The 17,279-nt window shown below is 67.9% G+C and carries 14 protein-coding genes and 5 pseudogenes; 10 read left to right on the top strand and 9 right to left on the bottom strand.

Going from position 1 to position 17,279, the window contains the following annotated elements; all coding sequences use genetic code 11:
- Positions 1-134 precede the first annotated feature (134 nt).
- Together OG568_RS42865 and OG568_RS42870 are read left to right on the top strand one after the other, a co-directional pair.
- Positions 135-743 (top strand): transposase, encoded by a 609-nt coding sequence (locus tag OG568_RS42865; RefSeq protein WP_329535432.1) that lies wholly within the window; start codon positions 135-137, stop codon positions 741-743.
- A gap of 4 nt (positions 744-747) precedes the next feature.
- Positions 748-1,209 (top strand): hypothetical protein, encoded by a 462-nt coding sequence (locus tag OG568_RS42870; RefSeq protein WP_329535433.1) that lies wholly within the window; start codon positions 748-750, stop codon positions 1,207-1,209.
- A 104-nt stretch (positions 1,210-1,313) separates the two neighbouring features.
- Here OG568_RS42870 and OG568_RS42875 read toward each other — a convergent pair.
- A pseudogene (locus OG568_RS42875) lies at positions 1,314-1,544 on the bottom strand (DNA primase); the annotation flags it as partial.
- A gap of 88 nt (positions 1,545-1,632) precedes the next feature.
- Here OG568_RS42875 and OG568_RS42880 point away from each other — a divergent pair.
- A pseudogene (locus tag OG568_RS42880) lies at positions 1,633-2,765 on the top strand (IS630 family transposase).
- A 24-nt stretch (positions 2,766-2,789) separates the two neighbouring features.
- On the opposite strand, the gene OG568_RS42885 reads toward OG568_RS42880, so the two are convergent.
- The 4 genes and pseudogenes from OG568_RS42885 to OG568_RS42900 all read right to left on the bottom strand — a co-directional run.
- Positions 2,790-3,572 (bottom strand): IS630 family transposase, encoded by a 783-nt coding sequence (locus tag OG568_RS42885; protein WP_329535434.1) that lies wholly within the window; start codon positions 3,570-3,572, stop codon positions 2,790-2,792.
- Positions 3,461-3,931 (bottom strand): helix-turn-helix domain-containing protein, encoded by a 471-nt coding sequence (locus OG568_RS42890; protein ID WP_266624875.1) that lies wholly within the window; start codon positions 3,929-3,931, stop codon positions 3,461-3,463. The genes OG568_RS42885 and OG568_RS42890 overlap by 112 nt, the downstream gene beginning before the upstream one ends.
- Before the next feature lie 1,011 nt (positions 3,932-4,942).
- The gene (locus OG568_RS42895) at positions 4,943-5,527 is read right to left on the bottom strand and encodes a GNAT family N-acetyltransferase (RefSeq protein ID WP_329535435.1); all 585 of its coding nucleotides are present in this window, start codon (positions 5,525-5,527) and stop codon (positions 4,943-4,945) included.
- Positions 5,528-5,552: 25 nt separating this feature from the next.
- Positions 5,553-5,863, bottom strand: a pseudogene (locus OG568_RS42900) (alpha/beta fold hydrolase); the annotation flags it as partial.
- Between the two features lie 215 nt (positions 5,864-6,078).
- Here OG568_RS42900 and OG568_RS42905 point away from each other — a divergent pair.
- Positions 6,079-6,683: pseudogene (locus tag OG568_RS42905) on the top strand (TetR/AcrR family transcriptional regulator).
- Between the two features lie 204 nt (positions 6,684-6,887).
- A complete protein-coding gene (locus OG568_RS42910) occupies positions 6,888-7,322 on the top strand; it encodes a PaaI family thioesterase (RefSeq protein ID WP_329535436.1) in 435 nt (144 codons plus the stop codon).
- Here the strand turns inward: OG568_RS42910 and OG568_RS42915 are convergent.
- Together OG568_RS42915 and OG568_RS42920 are read right to left on the bottom strand one after the other, a co-directional pair.
- Positions 7,283-8,350: a transposase gene (locus OG568_RS42915; RefSeq protein ID WP_329535437.1), complete on the bottom strand. Its 1,068-nt coding sequence runs from the start codon at positions 8,348-8,350 to the stop codon at positions 7,283-7,285. The two genes, OG568_RS42910 and OG568_RS42915, sit on opposite strands and share 40 nt — an antisense overlap.
- A 64-nt stretch (positions 8,351-8,414) precedes the next feature.
- Positions 8,415-9,182 carry an SDR family oxidoreductase gene (locus tag OG568_RS42920; protein ID WP_329535438.1) on the bottom strand — a complete coding sequence of 256 codons (768 nt, stop codon included), beginning with the start codon at positions 9,180-9,182 and terminating at the stop codon, positions 8,415-8,417.
- A gap of 68 nt (positions 9,183-9,250) precedes the next feature.
- Here OG568_RS42920 and OG568_RS42925 point away from each other — a divergent pair, with 68 nt between their 5' ends.
- On the top strand, positions 9,251-9,886 hold the full coding sequence (locus OG568_RS42925) for a TetR/AcrR family transcriptional regulator (protein WP_329535439.1): 636 nt from the start codon (positions 9,251-9,253) through the stop codon (positions 9,884-9,886).
- Positions 9,887-10,066: 180 nt separating this feature from the next.
- Here OG568_RS42925 and OG568_RS42930 read toward each other — a convergent pair.
- Positions 10,067-10,231, bottom strand: a pseudogene (locus tag OG568_RS42930) (IS5/IS1182 family transposase); the annotation flags it as partial.
- 648 nt (positions 10,232-10,879) lie between these two features.
- Positions 10,880-12,034, bottom strand: coding sequence for a substrate-binding domain-containing protein (locus OG568_RS42935; RefSeq protein WP_329536602.1), 1,155 nt, complete (start codon positions 12,032-12,034; stop codon positions 10,880-10,882).
- A 531-nt stretch (positions 12,035-12,565) separates the two neighbouring features.
- Between OG568_RS42935 and OG568_RS42940 the strand changes: the two genes are divergently transcribed.
- The 4 genes from OG568_RS42940 to OG568_RS42955 are packed head-to-tail and all read left to right on the top strand — an operon-like array spanning position 12,566 to position 16,561.
- Positions 12,566-15,052, top strand: a complete 2,487-nt coding sequence (locus tag OG568_RS42940; protein ID WP_329535440.1) for an ATP-binding protein — start codon at positions 12,566-12,568, stop codon at positions 15,050-15,052.
- A gap of 1 nt (position 15,053) precedes the next feature.
- Positions 15,054-15,509 carry a roadblock/LC7 domain-containing protein gene (locus tag OG568_RS42945; protein WP_266417695.1) on the top strand — a complete coding sequence of 152 codons (456 nt, stop codon included), beginning with the start codon at positions 15,054-15,056 and terminating at the stop codon, positions 15,507-15,509.
- A gap of 49 nt (positions 15,510-15,558) precedes the next feature.
- On the top strand, positions 15,559-15,999 hold the full coding sequence (locus OG568_RS42950) for a DUF742 domain-containing protein (RefSeq protein ID WP_329535441.1): 441 nt from the start codon (positions 15,559-15,561) through the stop codon (positions 15,997-15,999).
- Positions 15,947-16,561 carry a GTP-binding protein gene (locus OG568_RS42955; protein ID WP_266580248.1) on the top strand — a complete coding sequence of 205 codons (615 nt, stop codon included), beginning with the start codon at positions 15,947-15,949 and terminating at the stop codon, positions 16,559-16,561. The genes OG568_RS42950 and OG568_RS42955 overlap by 53 nt, the downstream gene beginning before the upstream one ends.
- Positions 16,562-17,279: the final 718 nt, after the last annotated feature.

A 17,279-nucleotide genomic window follows, 5' to 3' on the forward strand; every position in this document is an offset into this window, starting at 1 on the left:
GGTGGCGATTCTGCTGGCTTGTTCCGTGCCTGGCGGGGCTGGCGGCTCGTTGGTCGGGACAGCAGCGGCCGTCTTGGCGTTCCCGGTCGCGGGTGGGGTGTGGGATGTCGCTGCGGCCGAGGCCGTGGCCGAAGGTGCCTGAGCTGACCGCGCAGGTGGCGCGGGCGGTGGCGGCACGGGGTCCGTATCCGTTGGCGATGCGGGTCCGTGACGAGCTGGGCGAGTTGTTCGGGGATGCCGAGTTCGCCGAGGCGTTCGGATCCAGAGGGAGGCCGGGCTGGTCACCGGGCCAGCTGGCGCTGGTGACGGTGTTGCAGTTCACCGAGAACCTCACCGACCGGGCGGCAGCGCATCGGGTGCTGTACGGCATGGACCTGAAGTACGCACTCGGCTTGGAGCTGGACGATCCCGGGTTCGACGCCTCGGTGCTGTCCGAGTTCCGCACGCGACTGGTCGAGCACGGAATCGAGGAGAAGGCGTTCGACCTGCTGCTGACCGCGCTCAAGGGCCGGGGCCTGGTGAAGGCTGGAGGTAAGCAGCGCAGACTCCACCCGCGTGCTGGCGGCGGTACGCGATCTGAACAGGCTGGAGCTGGCCGGGGAGACGCTGCGGGCCGCGCTGGAGGCGTTGGCCTGCTCGGCCCCGGACTGGCTGACCCAGGCGGTGCCCGTTCGGGAATGGGCCGACCGCTACAGACCGCGGATTCACTCCTGGCATCCGCCGGCCTCTACGAGCAAGCGTGAGGAGATGGCCCTGGTCTACGGCCGGGACGGTTTCGCGCTGCTGGAGTCGGTGCATGCCCCTGACGCCCAGGCATGGCTGCGTGAACTCCCGGCGGTGCAGGTCCTGCGCGCGATGTGGGTGCAGAACTACCACCGCGTCGTGACCGAGGCCGGAGCGGAGGTGAAGCGGCGGGAAAGCAAAGACCTCCCGCCCGGCAGGCTGCGGCTGGCCTCTCCGTACGACACCGATGCGCGCTACGGCCTCAAACAGGGCTCCTGGTGGACCGGCTATAAGATCCATATCAGTGAGTCCTGCGACGATGCCGATGACCAGGGTCTGGCTGCCGCCGGCCAGGCGCTGATTCCCGGAGCCGACGGACCGCAGCCGCGCTTGATCACTGGCATCGCGACCACCGACGCAACGGTGACCGATGCGGAAATGACCGAACCGGTCCATCACGTGCTCGCTGCCCGCGATCTCCTCTGAGGTTCGGTACACGGAGTTCGCCAACGATCCGGCTCACCTTGCTGGCGTCCCCAGTGGTCCCTTCCGAAGGATCGGCTGCACCGGGCCGGCCGTTGAGCGCCCGTTCAGAGGGCTTCCGCGCCCCGTTCCCGGAGGGCTTGGCCGTACTGCTGCAGCGTCCACAATTCGTTCTGTACGGCGGCCAAATGGGATGCATCCCTCTGAGCGCTCTCGTGGGCCAGTACGCTCTGTAGGTCCCGCAGCCGCCGGTCGACTGAACGCCGTCTGACCATGACGAGCTGGTCGCCCGCGTAGGCCTCGTCGACGTTCTTGCGCATGATTGCCTCGGCTGCTAGTGCCGCGGCAGGCAACGTTTGCCCTGTTGTGATGTGACGCGCCGCCTCGGTGCTGTGCCGGGCGGCGCGGGTCCGTCACGCTGTCCGGGTGGCGGAACGAGTACGTGTACGCGAGATCGACGATGACGAGGGCAGACGGCTGCTTCGGATCATCCGCCGGGGCACCGGGTCGGTGGTGACCTGGCGGCGTGCCCAGATGATCCTGCTGTCCGCGCAGGGCATGCCGGTGGCGAAGGTCGCCGAAGTGACGTTCACCAGCGATGACCGGGTCCGCGATGTGATCCACAACTTCAACACCGACGGCTTCGACTCCCTGTATCCGAAGTACAAGGGTGGTCGGCCGAAGACCTTCACCCTGCCTGAGCGGCGCGAGATCAAGAAGATCGCGAAGTCCAAGCCGGCCGAGCACGACCTGCCGTTCTCGACCTGGAGTCTGACCAAGCTGGCGGACTTCCTGGTCGCCGAGGGGGTGGTCGACGACATCAGCCACGAGGGCCTGCGCATCCTGCTCCGCGAGGAAGGCGTCTCCTTTCAACGCCTGAAGACCTGGAAGACCTCCCGCGACCCCGACTACGCGGCCAAGAAGGCCCGCGTCGAACACCTCTACGCGATCGCCGACGGCGAGGTCATACCTGAAGAGGGCGAGCCCGAAGTCGTCTTCTGCATGGACGAGTTCGGGCCCCTCAACCTGATGCCCCACCCGGGCCGGCAGTGGGCCGAACGCGGCGGCAGGCACAAAGACCCCGACCGCGAACCCCGCCGCAGGCGGCGGGCGACCTACAACCGCTACGGCGGAGTGCGGCACCTGTTCGCCGCCCTGGACCTGGCCAAGGACAAGCTCTACGGCCACATCAAGCCGGTCAAGAAGCGCACCCAGTTCTGGAGTTCTGCCGCTACCTGCGCAGCCTCTATCCACCCGAGGTCCGCATCGCGATCGTCTGCGACAACTTCTCCCCGCACCTGACCACGAAACGGTGCCAGCGGGTCGGCACCTGGGCCACCACAAACAACGTCGAGATCGCCTACACCCCCACCAACAGCTCCTGGCTCAACCGCATCGAGGCCCAGTTCACCGCCCTGCGCTACTTCACCCTCGACGGCACCGACCACGCCAGCCACAAGGAACAGGGCAGCATGATCCGCCGCTACATCATCTGGCGAAACCGCCACGCCGATGACCGGCGCCTACGCGCCCTCGTGGACAGGGCAAACGTTGCCTGATGCGGCACTAGTAGACTGTCGCAGCTAATTCCTGGGATAGAGGTGGCGCAGTTTGATGCGTGCGTCGTGGGTGGTGAACTGCCAGTCCACCTGACGTTGGTCGGTGTTGGTGGCGTTCTGCCAGGCTGAGAGTTCGGTGTTGAGGGTGTCGAGGTCGCCGATCCGGCGGTCGAGACATTGCCTGGTCAGCGCGGAGAGTTCGATCTCGGCGATGTTGAGCCATGACCCGTGCTTGGGCGTGTGGTGGATCTCGAGGCGCTGAGCCAGGGCGAAGGCCTCTTCTGGTTCGAATGGCTCGTACAGTGAGGCGATGCCGTGGGTGTTGAGGTTGTCCATCACCAGCACAACCGTCTCGGCATCGGGGTAGTCCACGCTCAGCAGCTGCCTGACCTGGCCGGCCCAGTCGATCCGGGTCCTCTGGGACAGTGCCTGAACTCGACGCCACCCGCGCAGGGGTTCGACCCATACGAAGATCGAGCACGTGCCGCAGCGGATGTACTCGCTGTCCTGGCAGGCGTCGTGACCTGGGCGGGCCGGGAGCGGGTCGCGGACATGGCCGAGGAGCTGGTAGGGCTTCTCGTCCATGCACACGACCGGACGTGCCGGGTCATAGGGCCGGGCATAGACGGCCAGTACGTCTTCCATCCGGGCCGCGAACTCCGCGTTCGCCCGTGGTGGGATGGTCCAGCACTTCTTCAGGTGAGGACGCAGTTCCGTTTTTTTAAGACCCGGCCGATGGTGGAATGGTCCAGATCGGGGATGTCCTCGACCAGTGCGACGTGCTTCTCCAGCAGCCGCAGCGACCACCGGGTATAGCCCTGGGGTGGCTGTGAGCACGCCATCGCGATCAGCCGGGCTTCGACCTCACCGGTCACCGGTGAGGGCACCGGCGGGAGGTCGCGCTTCTTCCGCGCGATGGTGGCGTGAACATCGCCACCGGTTTCGGTGAAACGCTTGGCGACCAGCCGCAACGTCTCACCGGAGACGCCGAGCCGGGCCGCGATCACCTCCTGCGAGCCGATCCCGCCTGCAGAGGTGTCGAGTGCGAGCAGCACCCTCGCCCGCCTGATTACCGAGGCCGGATGAACCCCCGTCGTGGTCACCCGGACCAACTCCTCGCGGTCCTGCGCGGTCAGCACCACCGGCCTCTTCTTCTGCGAACCCATCGCACCAGTCCTGTCCGGCAGAGCGGGAGAGGAATCTGCCAGACGCAAGCCTCTCAATCAAACAGCCCATACCTAAGCAGCGACACGCTACTAGATGCTTCGGCCTGCAATAGCGACCATGGAGGCTCTGCCCCGACTTCGGCGCGGAGCCTCCGTGCGTTGGAAGAGTAATCCGCTGCGGGCGAGTTCGATAAAGGAATCATCATCCGTCGGCCGTGGGTTCGAGTCCCACCCGCCCCACCTGTGTAGGGCTGTGACCTGCGGAAACGTTCCTTGCGAGGTGTCGGACCGTCAAGTCTCACTCAACGGACTGAATCCGCTGCTCGCGAGTTTGGAGTCCGGCGTCGCTCGGGGGAGCGGTGCAGTTGCCGGTACGTCTGGTGCGCAGGCCGAGGGCCAGGAAACGGCCCGCAGAGGAAACGGCCCTACGAGGGCGTATCGCCCTCTCATGTGGTTCCGCACGGTTCGGTTGGTGAGATTGCCGGGCGGTCGTCGGGGTTCGCCCGGCCGATCATGAGTAGGGCCGGATGATGACGGCACTCCTCCCCGGGACACGACGATGCCGAGGTGACCACCTGCGCGGCCGACAGGTCCGGCTCAGAGGTTGACATGGTCAGGAAGGCGGCGGGCAGCCCATGACACGGTCGTTCCTATGAGAGTTCAGCCATCGTGGGTGCTGTTGTTCGAACTCCATCGGGGACAGGTAGGCCGGCGCGCTGTGACGCCGTGGCGGGTTGTGGTGAGTGAGCCATCGGAAGATCTCCGACCGGGCTCGACCCATCGTCGAGAACGCCGTCTTGTACATGGCCTCGGACCGCGCGACTTGGGGTCCGGACGATGTGACAGGTCGGCGTCGCGGCACCACAACGTATGGGCCGCTCACGAATCTCCCAGACGACCGGTACCGCCAGCGCATCGAGATCGTGGGGGTGGTCGTCTGCGTGATGAGCGGCATGGACGGCATCCTCTTCCCCACCTGCGGCGCACACTCTCGCGGGGCACGTCATCTCCTCAGGCTACGAAGGGCCCCCGAACGCTGATGACTTCTCCTGTCGAGGAGGCGAGCGGCCTCGCCGTGTAGATCCAGTCGAGGCCGTCGGATCCGGTGACGTCGAGGTGTTCCGCCCGTGCCAGACCAGCACGGATCGCCACACGCTGGGAAGCAATGTTGGCCGGTCGAATCCTGGCGATCAGCGGGCGAGCGGGCACGTGGCGGGAGGCCCAAGCTGTGACCTTGGTGGCGGCTTCACCGGCAAAACCCTGGCCCCAGGCCGAGGTGGCGAAGCGGTAGAAGAGGTTGAGGACCTCCACGCCGTGAAGTTCCATGGGCTTGATGCCGCAGAACCCCAGCTGTTGGTCAGAGCCGTGGCACAGGACGACCCAGTACCCGTATCCGTACTGCCGCCATTGATTGTCCCAGCGTCGATAGAGCTCCTGCGCGTCCTCCAACCGCGCGAGCGCGTCGGAAGGATTGTGCGCGCAGGTCCGGGGATCGCGATGGATCCCAAAGATCACTTCGATATCACCTTGGGTCGGACGCCGCAGCGACAGCCGGGCGGTCTGCAACTCCTCGGCTGCTGGGCTCGAGTCACTCATGGGAAGAAGAATCACACCTCATCTGTCAGTCGATCGAGGCCATAAAGACCAGCATCCGGCGGTTGATCTCCTCGGCGTGGTCGACCTGTGGTCCGTGGCCGGTGTCGGAGACGATCTCGGCCCGGGTGCCCGGTATCAGGCGCGGCACGCGCTCCACCTGCGGCCGAGCGTGTACGAGGAGGCTGCGCGCGCAGTTCAGGAACGATGAGTACGGGCTGTTCCAGCCAGGAGGCGAGACGCGGGCGCAGCGCCTTGGGGGCGAAGGTCGCGAAGAGGCCGCGCCAGCCAGCCTTCGTAGGAGGAACCGACGAGGCGCACTCGGTCGAGGTCGAGGGCGTCGCAGGCGGCGAAGTAGCGGTCGCGCAAGGGGCCGTTGACGTAGTGGCCGATGTCGCGTCGCGGGCGGCTTCGGGTCGTGTTCTCGGGCACGGAGGCCCCTCCGGGGAGATCCATTCTTCGTGATGCGACCGTACCATGATGTTGATACGGCGGTACCATAAAGAGGTTCGGGGAGCCGGACGCGAGTCACCACCGACGGGCGGAGACATCCCATGCCGAAACGCGTGGACCACGAGGAACGGCGCACCCAGATCGCTGAGGCGCTCATCCGGGTCGCCGGACGGCGCGGACTGCACGCGGTTGGCATGCACGACGTGGCAGTCGAAGCCGCAGTGTCACTCCGGCTCGTCCAGTACTACTTCCAGCCAAAGGGAAAACTGCTCTTCGATGGGCTGCAGTACCTGACCGACCGGTTCACTGCGCGGGTGGGTGCTCGCCTCGGCGCCGCCGGTCGGGACCCGGGCCCGCGCGCGACCATCGAGGCGCTGCTCCTGGCCTCTCTCCCGACCGACGAGGAGAGCCGCACCTTCCACCTCCTCTACGGCTCGTACTCGATCCTGTCCGTAACCGATGAGGCACTCGCCGCCCACCCTTCATCGACAGCCCCGACGCCGCCGAGGACGCCATCACCAGCCAGCTTCGGAAAGCCCAGGAAACCGGTCTGACGGGCCGCGACATCGACGCGCGCACGGAGGCGATCAGCCTCCTCGCCATGACGGCGGCCATGGGGACCAGCATCCTCGTGGGCCAGCGCGGGCCGAAGTCGCCCGTCGCGGTCCTCCTCCACCACCTGGACCGCATCCTCGCGACCACCTGACGCCCCCGGCCGCCCCATGACGACGGAGCCCCACGGCAAAGCCTCCGCCGACCGACGGCACCACGCGCCTCCGGGCAGCGGCCGACGCCCCCTCATCCGTCGTCTCAGTCGACCCGACAGCCGCGCCGGCGCACTGCCGGCGGTACGCCGGCCGATCCTCGCCGAGGACACGTCCGCCCATCCGCACAAGAAAGGCAACACACCATGACCTCTACCGAGTCAGCAGGCCCGCGCCCCGCCGAGCTCCTGGCCGCCATGCCCTTCGCGACCCGGCTCGGCGTCGAACTTCACGAGGCCACCGCCGGCCGCACCGTCGGCAGTCTGCCCTGGTCGCCGGAACTCTGCACGGCGGGCGGCGTCCTGCACGGCGGGGCCCTGATGGCTCTGTCCGACTCTGTCGGCGCCGTGTGCGCCTACCTCAACCTCCCCACAGCGGCGGGGACTTCCACGGTGGAGTCCAAGACCAACTTCCTGCGACCTCTTACCACCGGACGCGTCCGCGCCACCGCTCGCCCGCTACACGTCGGCGGGACCCTCGTGGTGGTCCAGACCGACCTGCACGACGACGAGGACCGGCTCGTGGGACAGACGACCCAGACTCAGCTCGTGCTCGCCGCCAAGGGTCGCACCACTGGCTGACCCTGGCGCGGCTTCGAGACACCCGACACTCTGGCCGCGGTCCCGTGCTGAAACGAGGAGGTCCTCAAGGCCTTTCTTCCGGTGGCGCCGTACTGTTTCGCGGTCCGGTTGCAGGCGGCGGCCAGGGTGCTGAGGGACAGCCCCCCGGCCGCCAATTCGTTGACCTTCCGGTGGCGTTGGCGCACCCGGTCCAGAAGAGGAGTCGCCGGGGCAGCCGACGGCTGTCCGGCGTCTGTGGTGGCAGGTCGACGCAGGCATGCGCGGTGTCGGCGGCACGTCATCTCCACGGCCGTCGAGAGGTTTCGCAGCAGATGCCGGCGATCGGTGACTTCCAGCGCCTCAGGGGCCGCCTGTCTCATGGCCTTGGTGAATGCCATGAGCCGATCACGGCACATGATCTCAGCCCCGGGGTGCTCCTGCAGACAGGCGGCAACCGAGCCGGTCCCACGATCGGGCAGGACGTCCACGGGCCTGGAGGTCTCGATGTCGACGAGGATCGTGCCGTAGGTCCGCCCCTTGCGGAACGCGAACTCGTCGATGCCCAGTGTCCGCGGCGCCCGGGTCGGTACGGGCGGGGCGACCAGTTGCCCCAGAAGTGCAGTCTGCCGGCCGTGGAGCCGCAGTTTCGTGCACAGACGCCGGCCCGGGCGCCCGCCGAGTTCTATCGCCATCGCCCGCATCGCCGACCGCGCCGCCGGTGAAGAGCGGCGTCGTGACTCGGTCAGGCCCGTCACCTGTTCCACGAATGTCCGGCGTTGACACTGGCTCTGATCGCAGAAGAACCGGCGCACCTGCAGACGTACGGTCAACCTCCGCCCGCCGGCTCGCAACTCGGATATCCGATGCCAGTATCGGCCGTGAATCCGCGTGGCAGGATGCGCGCACTGCGGACACCTGCCGGGCGGGCCACATCCAGCCGCTTCGGCTGGCAAGTGGCCGTCGACGGTGGTGAGTTGACGCACGTTGAGGTTCAGGCCCGGCATGAGGACGTTCTCAAGCGTCCCCACTCGCATGACGAAGGGATCCACTGGTGGATCGGTCCTGCAGTCCTTGCGCCAGTCGTCACAATGGGCCGGTCCGGGCCGTCCCTTGTTATCCGGCGCGCGGTCCGAGGAACAGTCCACCGCTTGCGTCGATGACCTGCCCCGTGATCCAGCGCGCCTCGTCGGAGGCGAGGAACGCGACCACGTCGGCGACATCGTCGGGCCGGCCCAGCCGATCTAGCGCCGTCGTTCCAGCGATGAGTTCGGCCAGACCCGGCGCTTCGAAGGACGATCCGTTGGTAGCCGTCCGAGTGGCGCCGGGAGCAACCGCGTTCACCGTGATGCCCCGGACCCCGAGCTCGTTGGCCAAGGTCATGCTCATCGTCTCGACCGCACCCTTCGTCATGGCGAAGGACGTCTGGGCGGGGTTGGCCATCCGGGTCGCCACGGACGAGATCGTGACGATGCGGCCGCCGTCGCGGAGCAACGGCAATGCTCGCTGGATGATGAAGTACGGCGCTCGCACGTTCACGGCGAAGAGGTGGTCGAACTCCTTCCGCGTCGTGGCTCCGAGCGGGCCGGCGGGAGCAGCCGCCGCGTTGTTGACCAGGATGTCGAGTGGCCGCCCGGCCAGGCCGGCCTCGACTCCCGTGAAGAGCGTCTCGACGTCGTCATCCACGCCCAGCTCTGCCTCGACGGCGAGCGCGGTTCCGCCGCCACGTTCGATCTCGTCGACCGTCGCCGTCGCACCGTCCCCGTCCGTGCCGAAATGCACTATGACCACTGCCCCCTTCGCCGCCAGCCGGGCCGCTGTCGCCCGCCCGATGCCGCGCGATGCTCCAGTCACGAGAGCCGTCCTGCCGGTCAGATCACTCATGTCCACCACCCCGTCATGTTAGTGACTACCAATCTGGTAGTCACTACCACTCCGGTAGGGTCTATCACATGCCAGACCAGCCCTCAACACTGCGAGAACAACGGCGAGCCGAGACGCAGCGCACGATTCAGGCGCACGCGGTAAGGCTGTTCACCGAGCACGGATACGACGCCACGACCGTGTCCGACGTCGCCGAAGCCGCAGGCGTGTCGCCCATGACCGTGTACCGGCACTTCCCCACAAAGGAAGACCTTGTGCTCGTCGACCAGAACGGTCGGCTCGTCGCCGAGCGGATCATCGCGTCGTCCGCCGCACAGCCCCTGGTCCGTCGCATCGGCAGCGCGCTCATCGACTCGGCCGCGACGTTGACCCGCGGCGGCCAAAGAGACGACCTGACGGCGGGCGAGCAGTTCCTGCTCGCCCGCCTCCGGCTCATGATCTCGACGCCGGCCTTGCGGGCCAAGCACCTGGACAACCACTACGCCCTTCAGCAGGCGATCGTCGACGCCCTCGGGGGCGATGCCGCCGATCTCGACACGGCGTTCCACGCACACGCGGCGGCCAGTGCCTGCCTGGCCGCCATGCACACGGCATTGGTGCGCTGGGCCGAGGACGACGGACGGACCGAGCTGCCCGACCTGATCGCGAAGGCGCTCGCTGCCGCCTTCGACAATGACATCGTCGATACCGGCCCGAACGCGTGAGAAATACTTCCGAGCACTCGGCTGAAGCGACTGACGCCCGCCAAGTCGATCGCGCAGCCGCGTCCCACGACGTCTCGGCGAGGGCGAGATGGTCACCGAGATCGAACGAGATCGTCCCTCTCGGCACGTCCTGGATCACATGGCGCAGGCAGCGGTCAGGAAGCCGCGCTTCCATGACTGCTACGGCCGATGCATTGCCGGGGGCATGCCGCGGGTGAACTGGAGGGAGGCGTCGTGCATGTCGTCTCGGGTTTCCCGGCGGGTCCGTAGGCGGCGGGGTCCGTGGAGCGAGGCGATGGCGGACTCGGCGACCCACCGGACTTTGCCCAGGCCCGAGCTGCGAGGAATCCGCTGCTCGTGAGTTCAACGGCGATGCGGTGATCCGTAGTTGGGTGCTCCGTTGACCTGCGGTTATGGATCATCCGGTGGTTCTCGCGGGCTGGGGCGGACGGTCCGATCGGCGGGCGAGGGTGGTATTCGGGACGCTGATGGGACGCAGGTAATCGGAAGTGGCTGCCTCTGGCCCAGCCTGTTGACGTCGGCCAGTGGGAGCCGGCGGAAGGCGCCGGTGGCGGCGGATTGAGATGCTCCATGCCTGGAGCGCGGGGCCGTTCGCCGTGACTGGCTGCTGTGCGGGTCAACGCCCCGTACTGAAACGGCCCAGCAGGTCTGCGGGCAAGCTCCGCTTCCCTGCTTGGCAGCATCGTCGCGGAGCGGAAACCGGACGGGGCAAACCATCGTCGCCGACGGGGACGGCGTACGACCTCGGGGGAAATAGGGGGAGGAGCTACCAGGGCATCCCGACAACGCCGCGAGCGTGCGTGCCAGACGCCGCGACGCCGTTCACTATTTCCCCCGAGGTCGTAAGTGATGTGTGTGTAGCCGGAGGCCTTTGGCCGAGGTGGTTCCAGTTGTGGCTCGGTCGCCTGTCAGGCGCGGTCGGTGGTCGCGACGTCCACTTCTTCCCTGGTCGGCCGAGGGTCTGCCAGGTGGCTACTTGTCCCACATCTTGCGGTAGGCCTCGCGGTAGCCCTCGGAGTCCCAGGACGGCGCGCCGCCGCTGTTGGCCGCGGTGGTGATGTGGACGGGGGCGACGTACCCGCTGGACGGCTTGCCCGCGAAGGCGCGGTTGAACTCGTCGATGATCTGCCAGCCCTGTTCGGACAGCGGTTCGGGCACCGTGGCGGCCTGGAACTCCTTGCCGTTGATGCGCTGGAAGGCCGACGGGTCGCCGTCACCGGCACCGATGTTGAACGGGGCCCCCGCACCGTTCTTTCCGGCGGCCCGCAGGGCGGAGCCCGCGTAGTCGAAGTACAGGTCGTTGATGGCGGCGGAGTAGGTCCACCTGTTGCCGAAGCGGGCGGCGAGGGAGGTGACCTTGCCGATGGTGCGGCTGTTGGCCTGGGAGATCGGGATGTTCTCGTAGCTCAGCAGCGTCACGCCGGAGCAGGTGGCGAGTTCCTTCTTGATCAGGTCGGACTTGTGCTTGGCGAATGGGATGGTGGCGTCGGTGAACAGCACGACGCCCGCACGGCCGTTGGACTGCGCGATGATCCAGTCGGCGCTGAGCCTCGCCACGTCCTGGACCCTTGTGGTGATGTTGGTGAACAGCTTCGGGTCCGTGCTGGGGCCGGGGGCGCCGACGGCGTGCCAGCCGATCAGCGGGATGCCGGCGGCGTTCGCCCGCGCCACCTCGTCGGCGGTGGAGGAGGGGTCGAAGCCGCCGATGACTATGCCGTCGGGCTTGAGGGCGAGAGCCTGGTCGAAGGCGGTCTTGAGCCCTGCCGACGTGCCCTGGCCGTTGATGGTGCGGACGTGCCAGCCGATGACGTCGGCGGCTTCCTGGACGCCCTTGGCGACGCCCTCGACGCCGGGATTGGTCAGCGTCTGGGCGATGTAGACGATGCTCCGGTCCGGGACGACCGTGGGCCCGCTGGTCGGCCCGGACCAAGGGGCGTTGATGTCCTCGGCCGCCTTGACGTCCCGCTTGGCCTGCAAGAGGGCGCTGGGGCAGCCAGGTCTGGACGAGCCACCGGAGGACGCGCTGACGGATTCGGTGGTCTTGGAGCCGCTCTCGCAGCCGGCGACGAGCGTGGCGGTGGCCAGGAGGGCGGTCGCTGTCAGGGCCGCCTTGTAGGTGGGGTGCACGAGGTCTCCAACACGGGGCATGAGAGGGCAGGCAGGGCTGGGTGGGGAAAGGAGTTTCGGGGTCGGGCGACGGCTCCGGCGTGTGATCACCGTCCGAGGGCCCGCCACGCCTCGGTTGGAGAGGCCTGCGGCGACTACGGCGTGGTGGCGATTCCCGAGTGGTGGCTCGGGGTGGCAGGGGCGGCAGCAAGCTTGCTGCCGAGGATCATGCTCAACCGGTCGGTTCGCGTCAATTCCCCCGCCCGGCACCTTACATCGGCCGGCGGCTTGCGGTGAGACGCGTGCCGCCGCGGCCGAGGCGTCACGGTCTGTTGGCCGCCAGTAAGAATTTCGTGATCATTTTTTGACGTACCCAACCTGTGAAGTCGCTGAGTGTGCAGTTAAGCTCACGCAGCCGGTTTCAGTCACTGGCGTGATCTATTCGTTCATCTCAGCGGCGAACGCCGTGAATGCGTCACGTCCGCTGCCGGCCACCGGCGGTCCAGCACGACGCGGCCGCCGCAGCTCAGCAACATGTCGAAGGAGGCCCGGGTGTCCGGGAACAGAGGGAACCCGGCGCTTGCCCCCGAACCACCGGGGACAGCCGACCGGAGCCCGCGGTCGCGTCCGACAGCGGTGGGCTTCCTCGACCGGTGGCCCTTCCGCCGCAAGCTCAACGTCCTGGTGATCGCGCCCATCGCGGCTGTCGGCCTGCTTCTCGGAATCGCGGCCTACGGCCAGGCCCGACAGGCCCAGGACGCGGGCCGGATCGCGGACCTGGTGCGCGACAGTGGACAGGTCGCGAAGCTCGTCAACGACGTACAGGCCGAACACCGGGAGGCGCTCCTGCTGTCCGTGCGGTACGACGAGGCCCGTCCCGGAGCCTCGCTGCCGCCGGCCGACGAGTACCGCCGGGCGCAGCGGAACACCGATGCGCAGGTCGCCGCCGTGCGTACGGCGTTCGCCGCGGGCCTGCCGCCCGAAGAGGTGCAGGCGCTCGACTACATCCGCCGCCTCGGTGTCCTGCGCGACAGGCTCGAACGGGGCTACGTCGCCGTCGCAGACATCGACCCCGCTTACGCTTCCGCGGTCGACTATCTGATCGACGGCATCGGTCTGGACCGTTACTCCGGCACTTCGTCGTCCACGGTCACGGCACTTCTCGACACGGTGCTGCGCGCCGACGCCGCCCACGCGTCCTTCGAGAGCGCGGTGTTCTCCGCGCAGACCCGTGACGCCAACGCCCTCAACGAGTACAGCCGCGCAGTCGACGCCCATGCCCTCTACGACCAGCAGTCGCGCCGGTTCCAGCGGATCGCCACACCCGGCCAGGTGCTGACCATGGACGGCATCGAGCGCAGCGCCGAGCAGAACGGAGTCAAGGCCCAGTTCGCGCAGCTGCAGATCGATCCCGGTGCCCTGCAGGGCAAGACACCGGCGCAACTGCGCAGTGCGATCGCCGACGGAACGCGCCAGTCCGAGACCCGCCTGGGCATCACCCGGTCGCTGATCGAGCAGACCGCGGCCGAGGCCGACACCGCCTCCTCGGGCGCCCTGCGAAGCTCGCTGTACCTGCTCGGTCTGGCCGTTCTCGGCTTCGTCGTCTGGCTGGCCTTCTGTGTTCTGGTCCGGCGTTCGGTCGTACGTCCCCTGGTGGCCCTGACCGACGCCGCCCAGCAGGTGGTCGACGTGGCGGGCGAGGAACTGGCCCGGGTCGCGGACGACGAGTCCGACGACACCACCCCGCTGCAGCCGCGGCCGATCCCCGTCCCGGTGCGCGACGAGATCGGCGGACTGGCCGAGGTGTTCAACCAAGTGCAGGTGACCGCCGCACAGTTGCTGGAGCGACAGGTGCTGAGCCGCCGCAACGTGGCCGAGATGTTCGGCAACGTCGGCCACAGAGTGAGCCTCCTGACGACCCGTCAGCTACTTCTGATCGATGCGATGGAACGCGAGGAGACCGATCTCGAACTCCTCGAACAGCTGTACCGCATCGACCACATCGCCGTACGCCTCCAGCGCAACGCCGACAGCCTGATGCTGCTCGCCGGCATCCGGGAGAGCGGCATCGAGTCCCAGCCGATCCCCCTGGCCAACGTCATCCGTGCGTCGCTCGCCCAGATCGAGGGCTATGAGCGGGTGTCCCTGCGATCCGAGACGGAGGTCGCCGTCGAGCCCGACATCGTCGGTGACCTGACACTGATGTTCGCCGAACTGCTGGAGAACGCGGTCGCGTTCTCCCCCTCGCACACGCCCGTCGAGGTGGTGGTCCGCCCCGGCGCCGACGTCAGCGAGGACGGCGGGGCTCTGATCGAGATCATCGACCACGGGCTCGGCATGAACGCCGAACGCCTCGCCGAGGAGAACGCCCGGCTGGTCCGCCGGGAACGGCTCGATCTCGCACCGACCGAGGTGCTCGGTCTCTTCGTGGTCGGGAGCCTGGCCCGGCGCTGGGATGTGCGGGTGACCCTGACCCGTACGCCGGGCGGCGGCGTCAGCGCCACCGTGTGGGTCCCTGCCGCGCTCCTGTCGGCCATGAGCACCGTGGACCTTCCGGAGCCCGTGACTGCGGGCCCGGTCGCGAACGTGACGCCGCTCCCGGCGAGGCCGGGGAAGGGGGCCACCGGGCCGGTACCGTCGCCGCAGCCGGCCGCTGCCTCTGCCGTCCCCCCGCAGCGGCCGGGGGCTCCGTCGCCGCGCGGTGAGCTGCCCCGGCGCGGAGCGCCCCCCGCCGACGCGGGCCCGACCACCGCGGAACGGACCGTCGCCGCGGACAAACCGCCATCAGCTCGTACCTCCCGGCCACTGCGTCGGCGGGAGCGGGGAGCGACACTCGCCCGGGCTGCTTCCCCGGTCGACCGGACATCGTCGCCCGTACCGCAGCTCCTGGACGCCGAGGCCGTCCGTTCGGAACTCGACGCGTTCGAAGCCGCGGTACTCCAGGCGGAGCAGGACTACGACCATGCTCCGACCGGGCCCGAACCATCTCAGCACCAGAAATCCCAGAAGGAGCCGGGCAGTGCCCACGTTGACAGCTGACATGAGTTCCGAGAAGCCGGAACCGACCGACCTGCGCGCCGCCGCGGCCGACTTCACCTGGCTGCTGGAGCGGTTCGCCAAAGACACCCCCGGCGTGGCCGACGCCATCGCGGTGTCGTCCGACGGCCTGCTGATCGCCGCCTCCCAGCTGCGAGACCAGGCCGACTCCGAACGGCTCGCCGCGATCGTGGCCGGTCTGACGAGTCTTGCCGCGGGCGCATCCGGAAACTACGGTCTCGGCCGCCTCAACAAGGTCATCCTCGACCTGGAGCACGGCCATGTGCTGGTGTCGGCCATCGGAGCCGGCGCCGTCCTCGGCATCGTGACCTCCGAGGAGGCGAAGCTGGGCAACATCGCCTACGCGATGACCCTCTTCGCCAAACGGACCGCGGCCACGCTCACTCCCCAACTGGTGCTGGAGCTGAAGAACAGTGTCGGCGCGACGTCGGCCCCCTGACCTTCCCCGAGCCGGGGCACGGGTGCAGGCAGATCGTGAAGGGATCGTGATGTCCGTCGTCGGACCACCACAGGAGGCGGCAGGGGACGCCGAGGGCTCGCCGGAGACGCGACGCCGCGCCCCCGCGATCCGGCCGTTCCTCCTGACCACCGGGCGGGTGTCGGCAGGCGGCACCGGCCTGCCGATGCCGGTGGAGGCCCAGGTGGTGTCGACCTCGGCCGGGCTCCTGGCCCTTCACTCGCTCACTTTCGAACACCAGGAGATCGTCGCGGCCAGCCGGCGACCGCTGTCGGTGGCGGAACTGGCCGCCGGGCTGCGACTCCACCTCAACGTGGTGCGCGTGCTGGTCGAGGATCTGCGTGCCGCCGGGCATCTCGCGGTCCATCGGCCGAACGCCGCGATCGCCCAGGATCTCTCCGTACTGCGAAGGGTTATCAATGGCCTCCGTGCCGTTCCCGACTCACGGGACACACTCCGTGACACCAGCTGAACAGCCTCCGACACCGGTCAAGCTGGTCATCGCCGGTGGCTTCGGAGTCGGCAAGACCACGACCGTGGCCTCGATATCCGAGATACGACCGCTCACCACGGAGGCCGCGATCACCCAGGTCGCGGCGGGAGTGGACGACCTCAGCCACACTCCGGGCAAAACCACCACCACGGTCGCCATGGACTTCGGCCGCGTCACCATCGACCCGACGCTGAAGCTGTACTTGTTCGGCACCCCGGGCCAGGACCGGTTCGGCTTCATGTGGGACGACCTGGTGGAGGGCGCCCTCGGCAGCTTGGTGATCGTGGACACCCGCCGACTCGACGACTGCTATGCGGCGGTGGACTACTTCGAGCACAGGAACGTCCCCTTCGCGGTCGCCGTCAACGCTTTCGACGGGGAGGTCGAACACGACCTCGAGGAGGTGCGGTGGGCACTGGACATCGCCGAGCACGTACCACTGATCGTCTTCGACGCACGAAAGACGGGCTCGGTCCGCGACGCGCTGCTGGCCGTACTGGAAGTCGCCGTGTCCCGCGCGGAAGCCGCCGCGATGCCCTGATGGCGGAAGGCCGGTCGGCTGCGTCCATATCCGCGACGTGGACAGGACGCGGGGAACGGGCCGAGGTTGCCGATGACGCCGCTCAGTCCCTCGAAGGTGGCGGCGTCGCCCTCCGGTGGTGGTTTCAGCACAGCCGGGCAGGCCGGCGAGAGTACGTCTGCCCCGACACCAGGGGTGGGCCTCCGCGCGGCTCTCCGGGTCGGCATAGCCGGTCAATCCTGCAGACGTTCGGGACGTGTTCGGGACACAAAGACAGGAACAGATTGACAAAGACCAAGCGGTACCGACCTTGCTCGCCCTAGGCCGTGGTCGGAGTTTCGATCGGGATCCGTGCGCGTCTGACGCACGGCTGTGGCGATGACGCACGTATGACGCACGAGGCTCTCCGAGGGGTTTGGATTTCGCCTCGAAACCTCCTCTGACCTGCATGTTTTCTGGAATGGGTCAAACTGTGCACCTTCCCCATGACGCATCACGTGGACGGCTCCTGATCCATGAACGGCCACGAAAGGGCTCCTGCCCCGCCCATACGCGGGCGACGGGGTGTCACCGAACCGCTGGCGATTCGTGGAGGGACAGTCCGGAGTACCACCGATCCCGGAGCGGTTCAGTGTCCCTGCCGGTCTCGCTCAGAGCGATGGCAGGATCTGAGCCGGAGTAGTCCGGCAGAAGCGCGTCCAGGAGTTGCGTCCGAGTGCCGAGAGCGATGCATGGACGT

The organism is Streptomyces sp. NBC_01450 (assembly GCF_036227505.1).
Taxonomy (GTDB): Bacteria; Actinomycetota; Actinomycetes; order Streptomycetales; family Streptomycetaceae; genus Streptomyces.

Coding starts and splice junctions, on each gene's coding strand:
- OG568_RS42910 (WP_329535436.1), top strand. CDS start 6,888: ATGACCTCTACCGAGTCAGCAGGCCCGCGCCCCGCCGAGCTCCTGGCC.
- OG568_RS42955 (WP_266580248.1), top strand. CDS start 15,947: ATGGCCTCCGTGCCGTTCCCGACTCACGGGACACACTCCGTGACACCA.
- OG568_RS42920 (WP_329535438.1), bottom strand. CDS start 9,182: ATGAGTGATCTGACCGGCAGGACGGCTCTCGTGACTGGAGCATCGCGC.
- OG568_RS42890 (WP_266624875.1), bottom strand. CDS start 3,931: ATGGGTTCGCAGAAGAAGAGGCCGGTGGTGCTGACCGCGCAGGACCGC.
- OG568_RS42950 (WP_329535441.1), top strand. CDS start 15,559: ATGTCCGTCGTCGGACCACCACAGGAGGCGGCAGGGGACGCCGAGGGC.
- OG568_RS42945 (WP_266417695.1), top strand. CDS start 15,054: ATGAGTTCCGAGAAGCCGGAACCGACCGACCTGCGCGCCGCCGCGGCC.
- OG568_RS42870 (WP_329535433.1), top strand. CDS start 748: ATGGCCCTGGTCTACGGCCGGGACGGTTTCGCGCTGCTGGAGTCGGTG.
- OG568_RS42925 (WP_329535439.1), top strand. CDS start 9,251: ATGCCAGACCAGCCCTCAACACTGCGAGAACAACGGCGAGCCGAGACG.
- OG568_RS42895 (WP_329535435.1), bottom strand. CDS start 5,527: ATGAGTGACTCGAGCCCAGCAGCCGAGGAGTTGCAGACCGCCCGGCTG.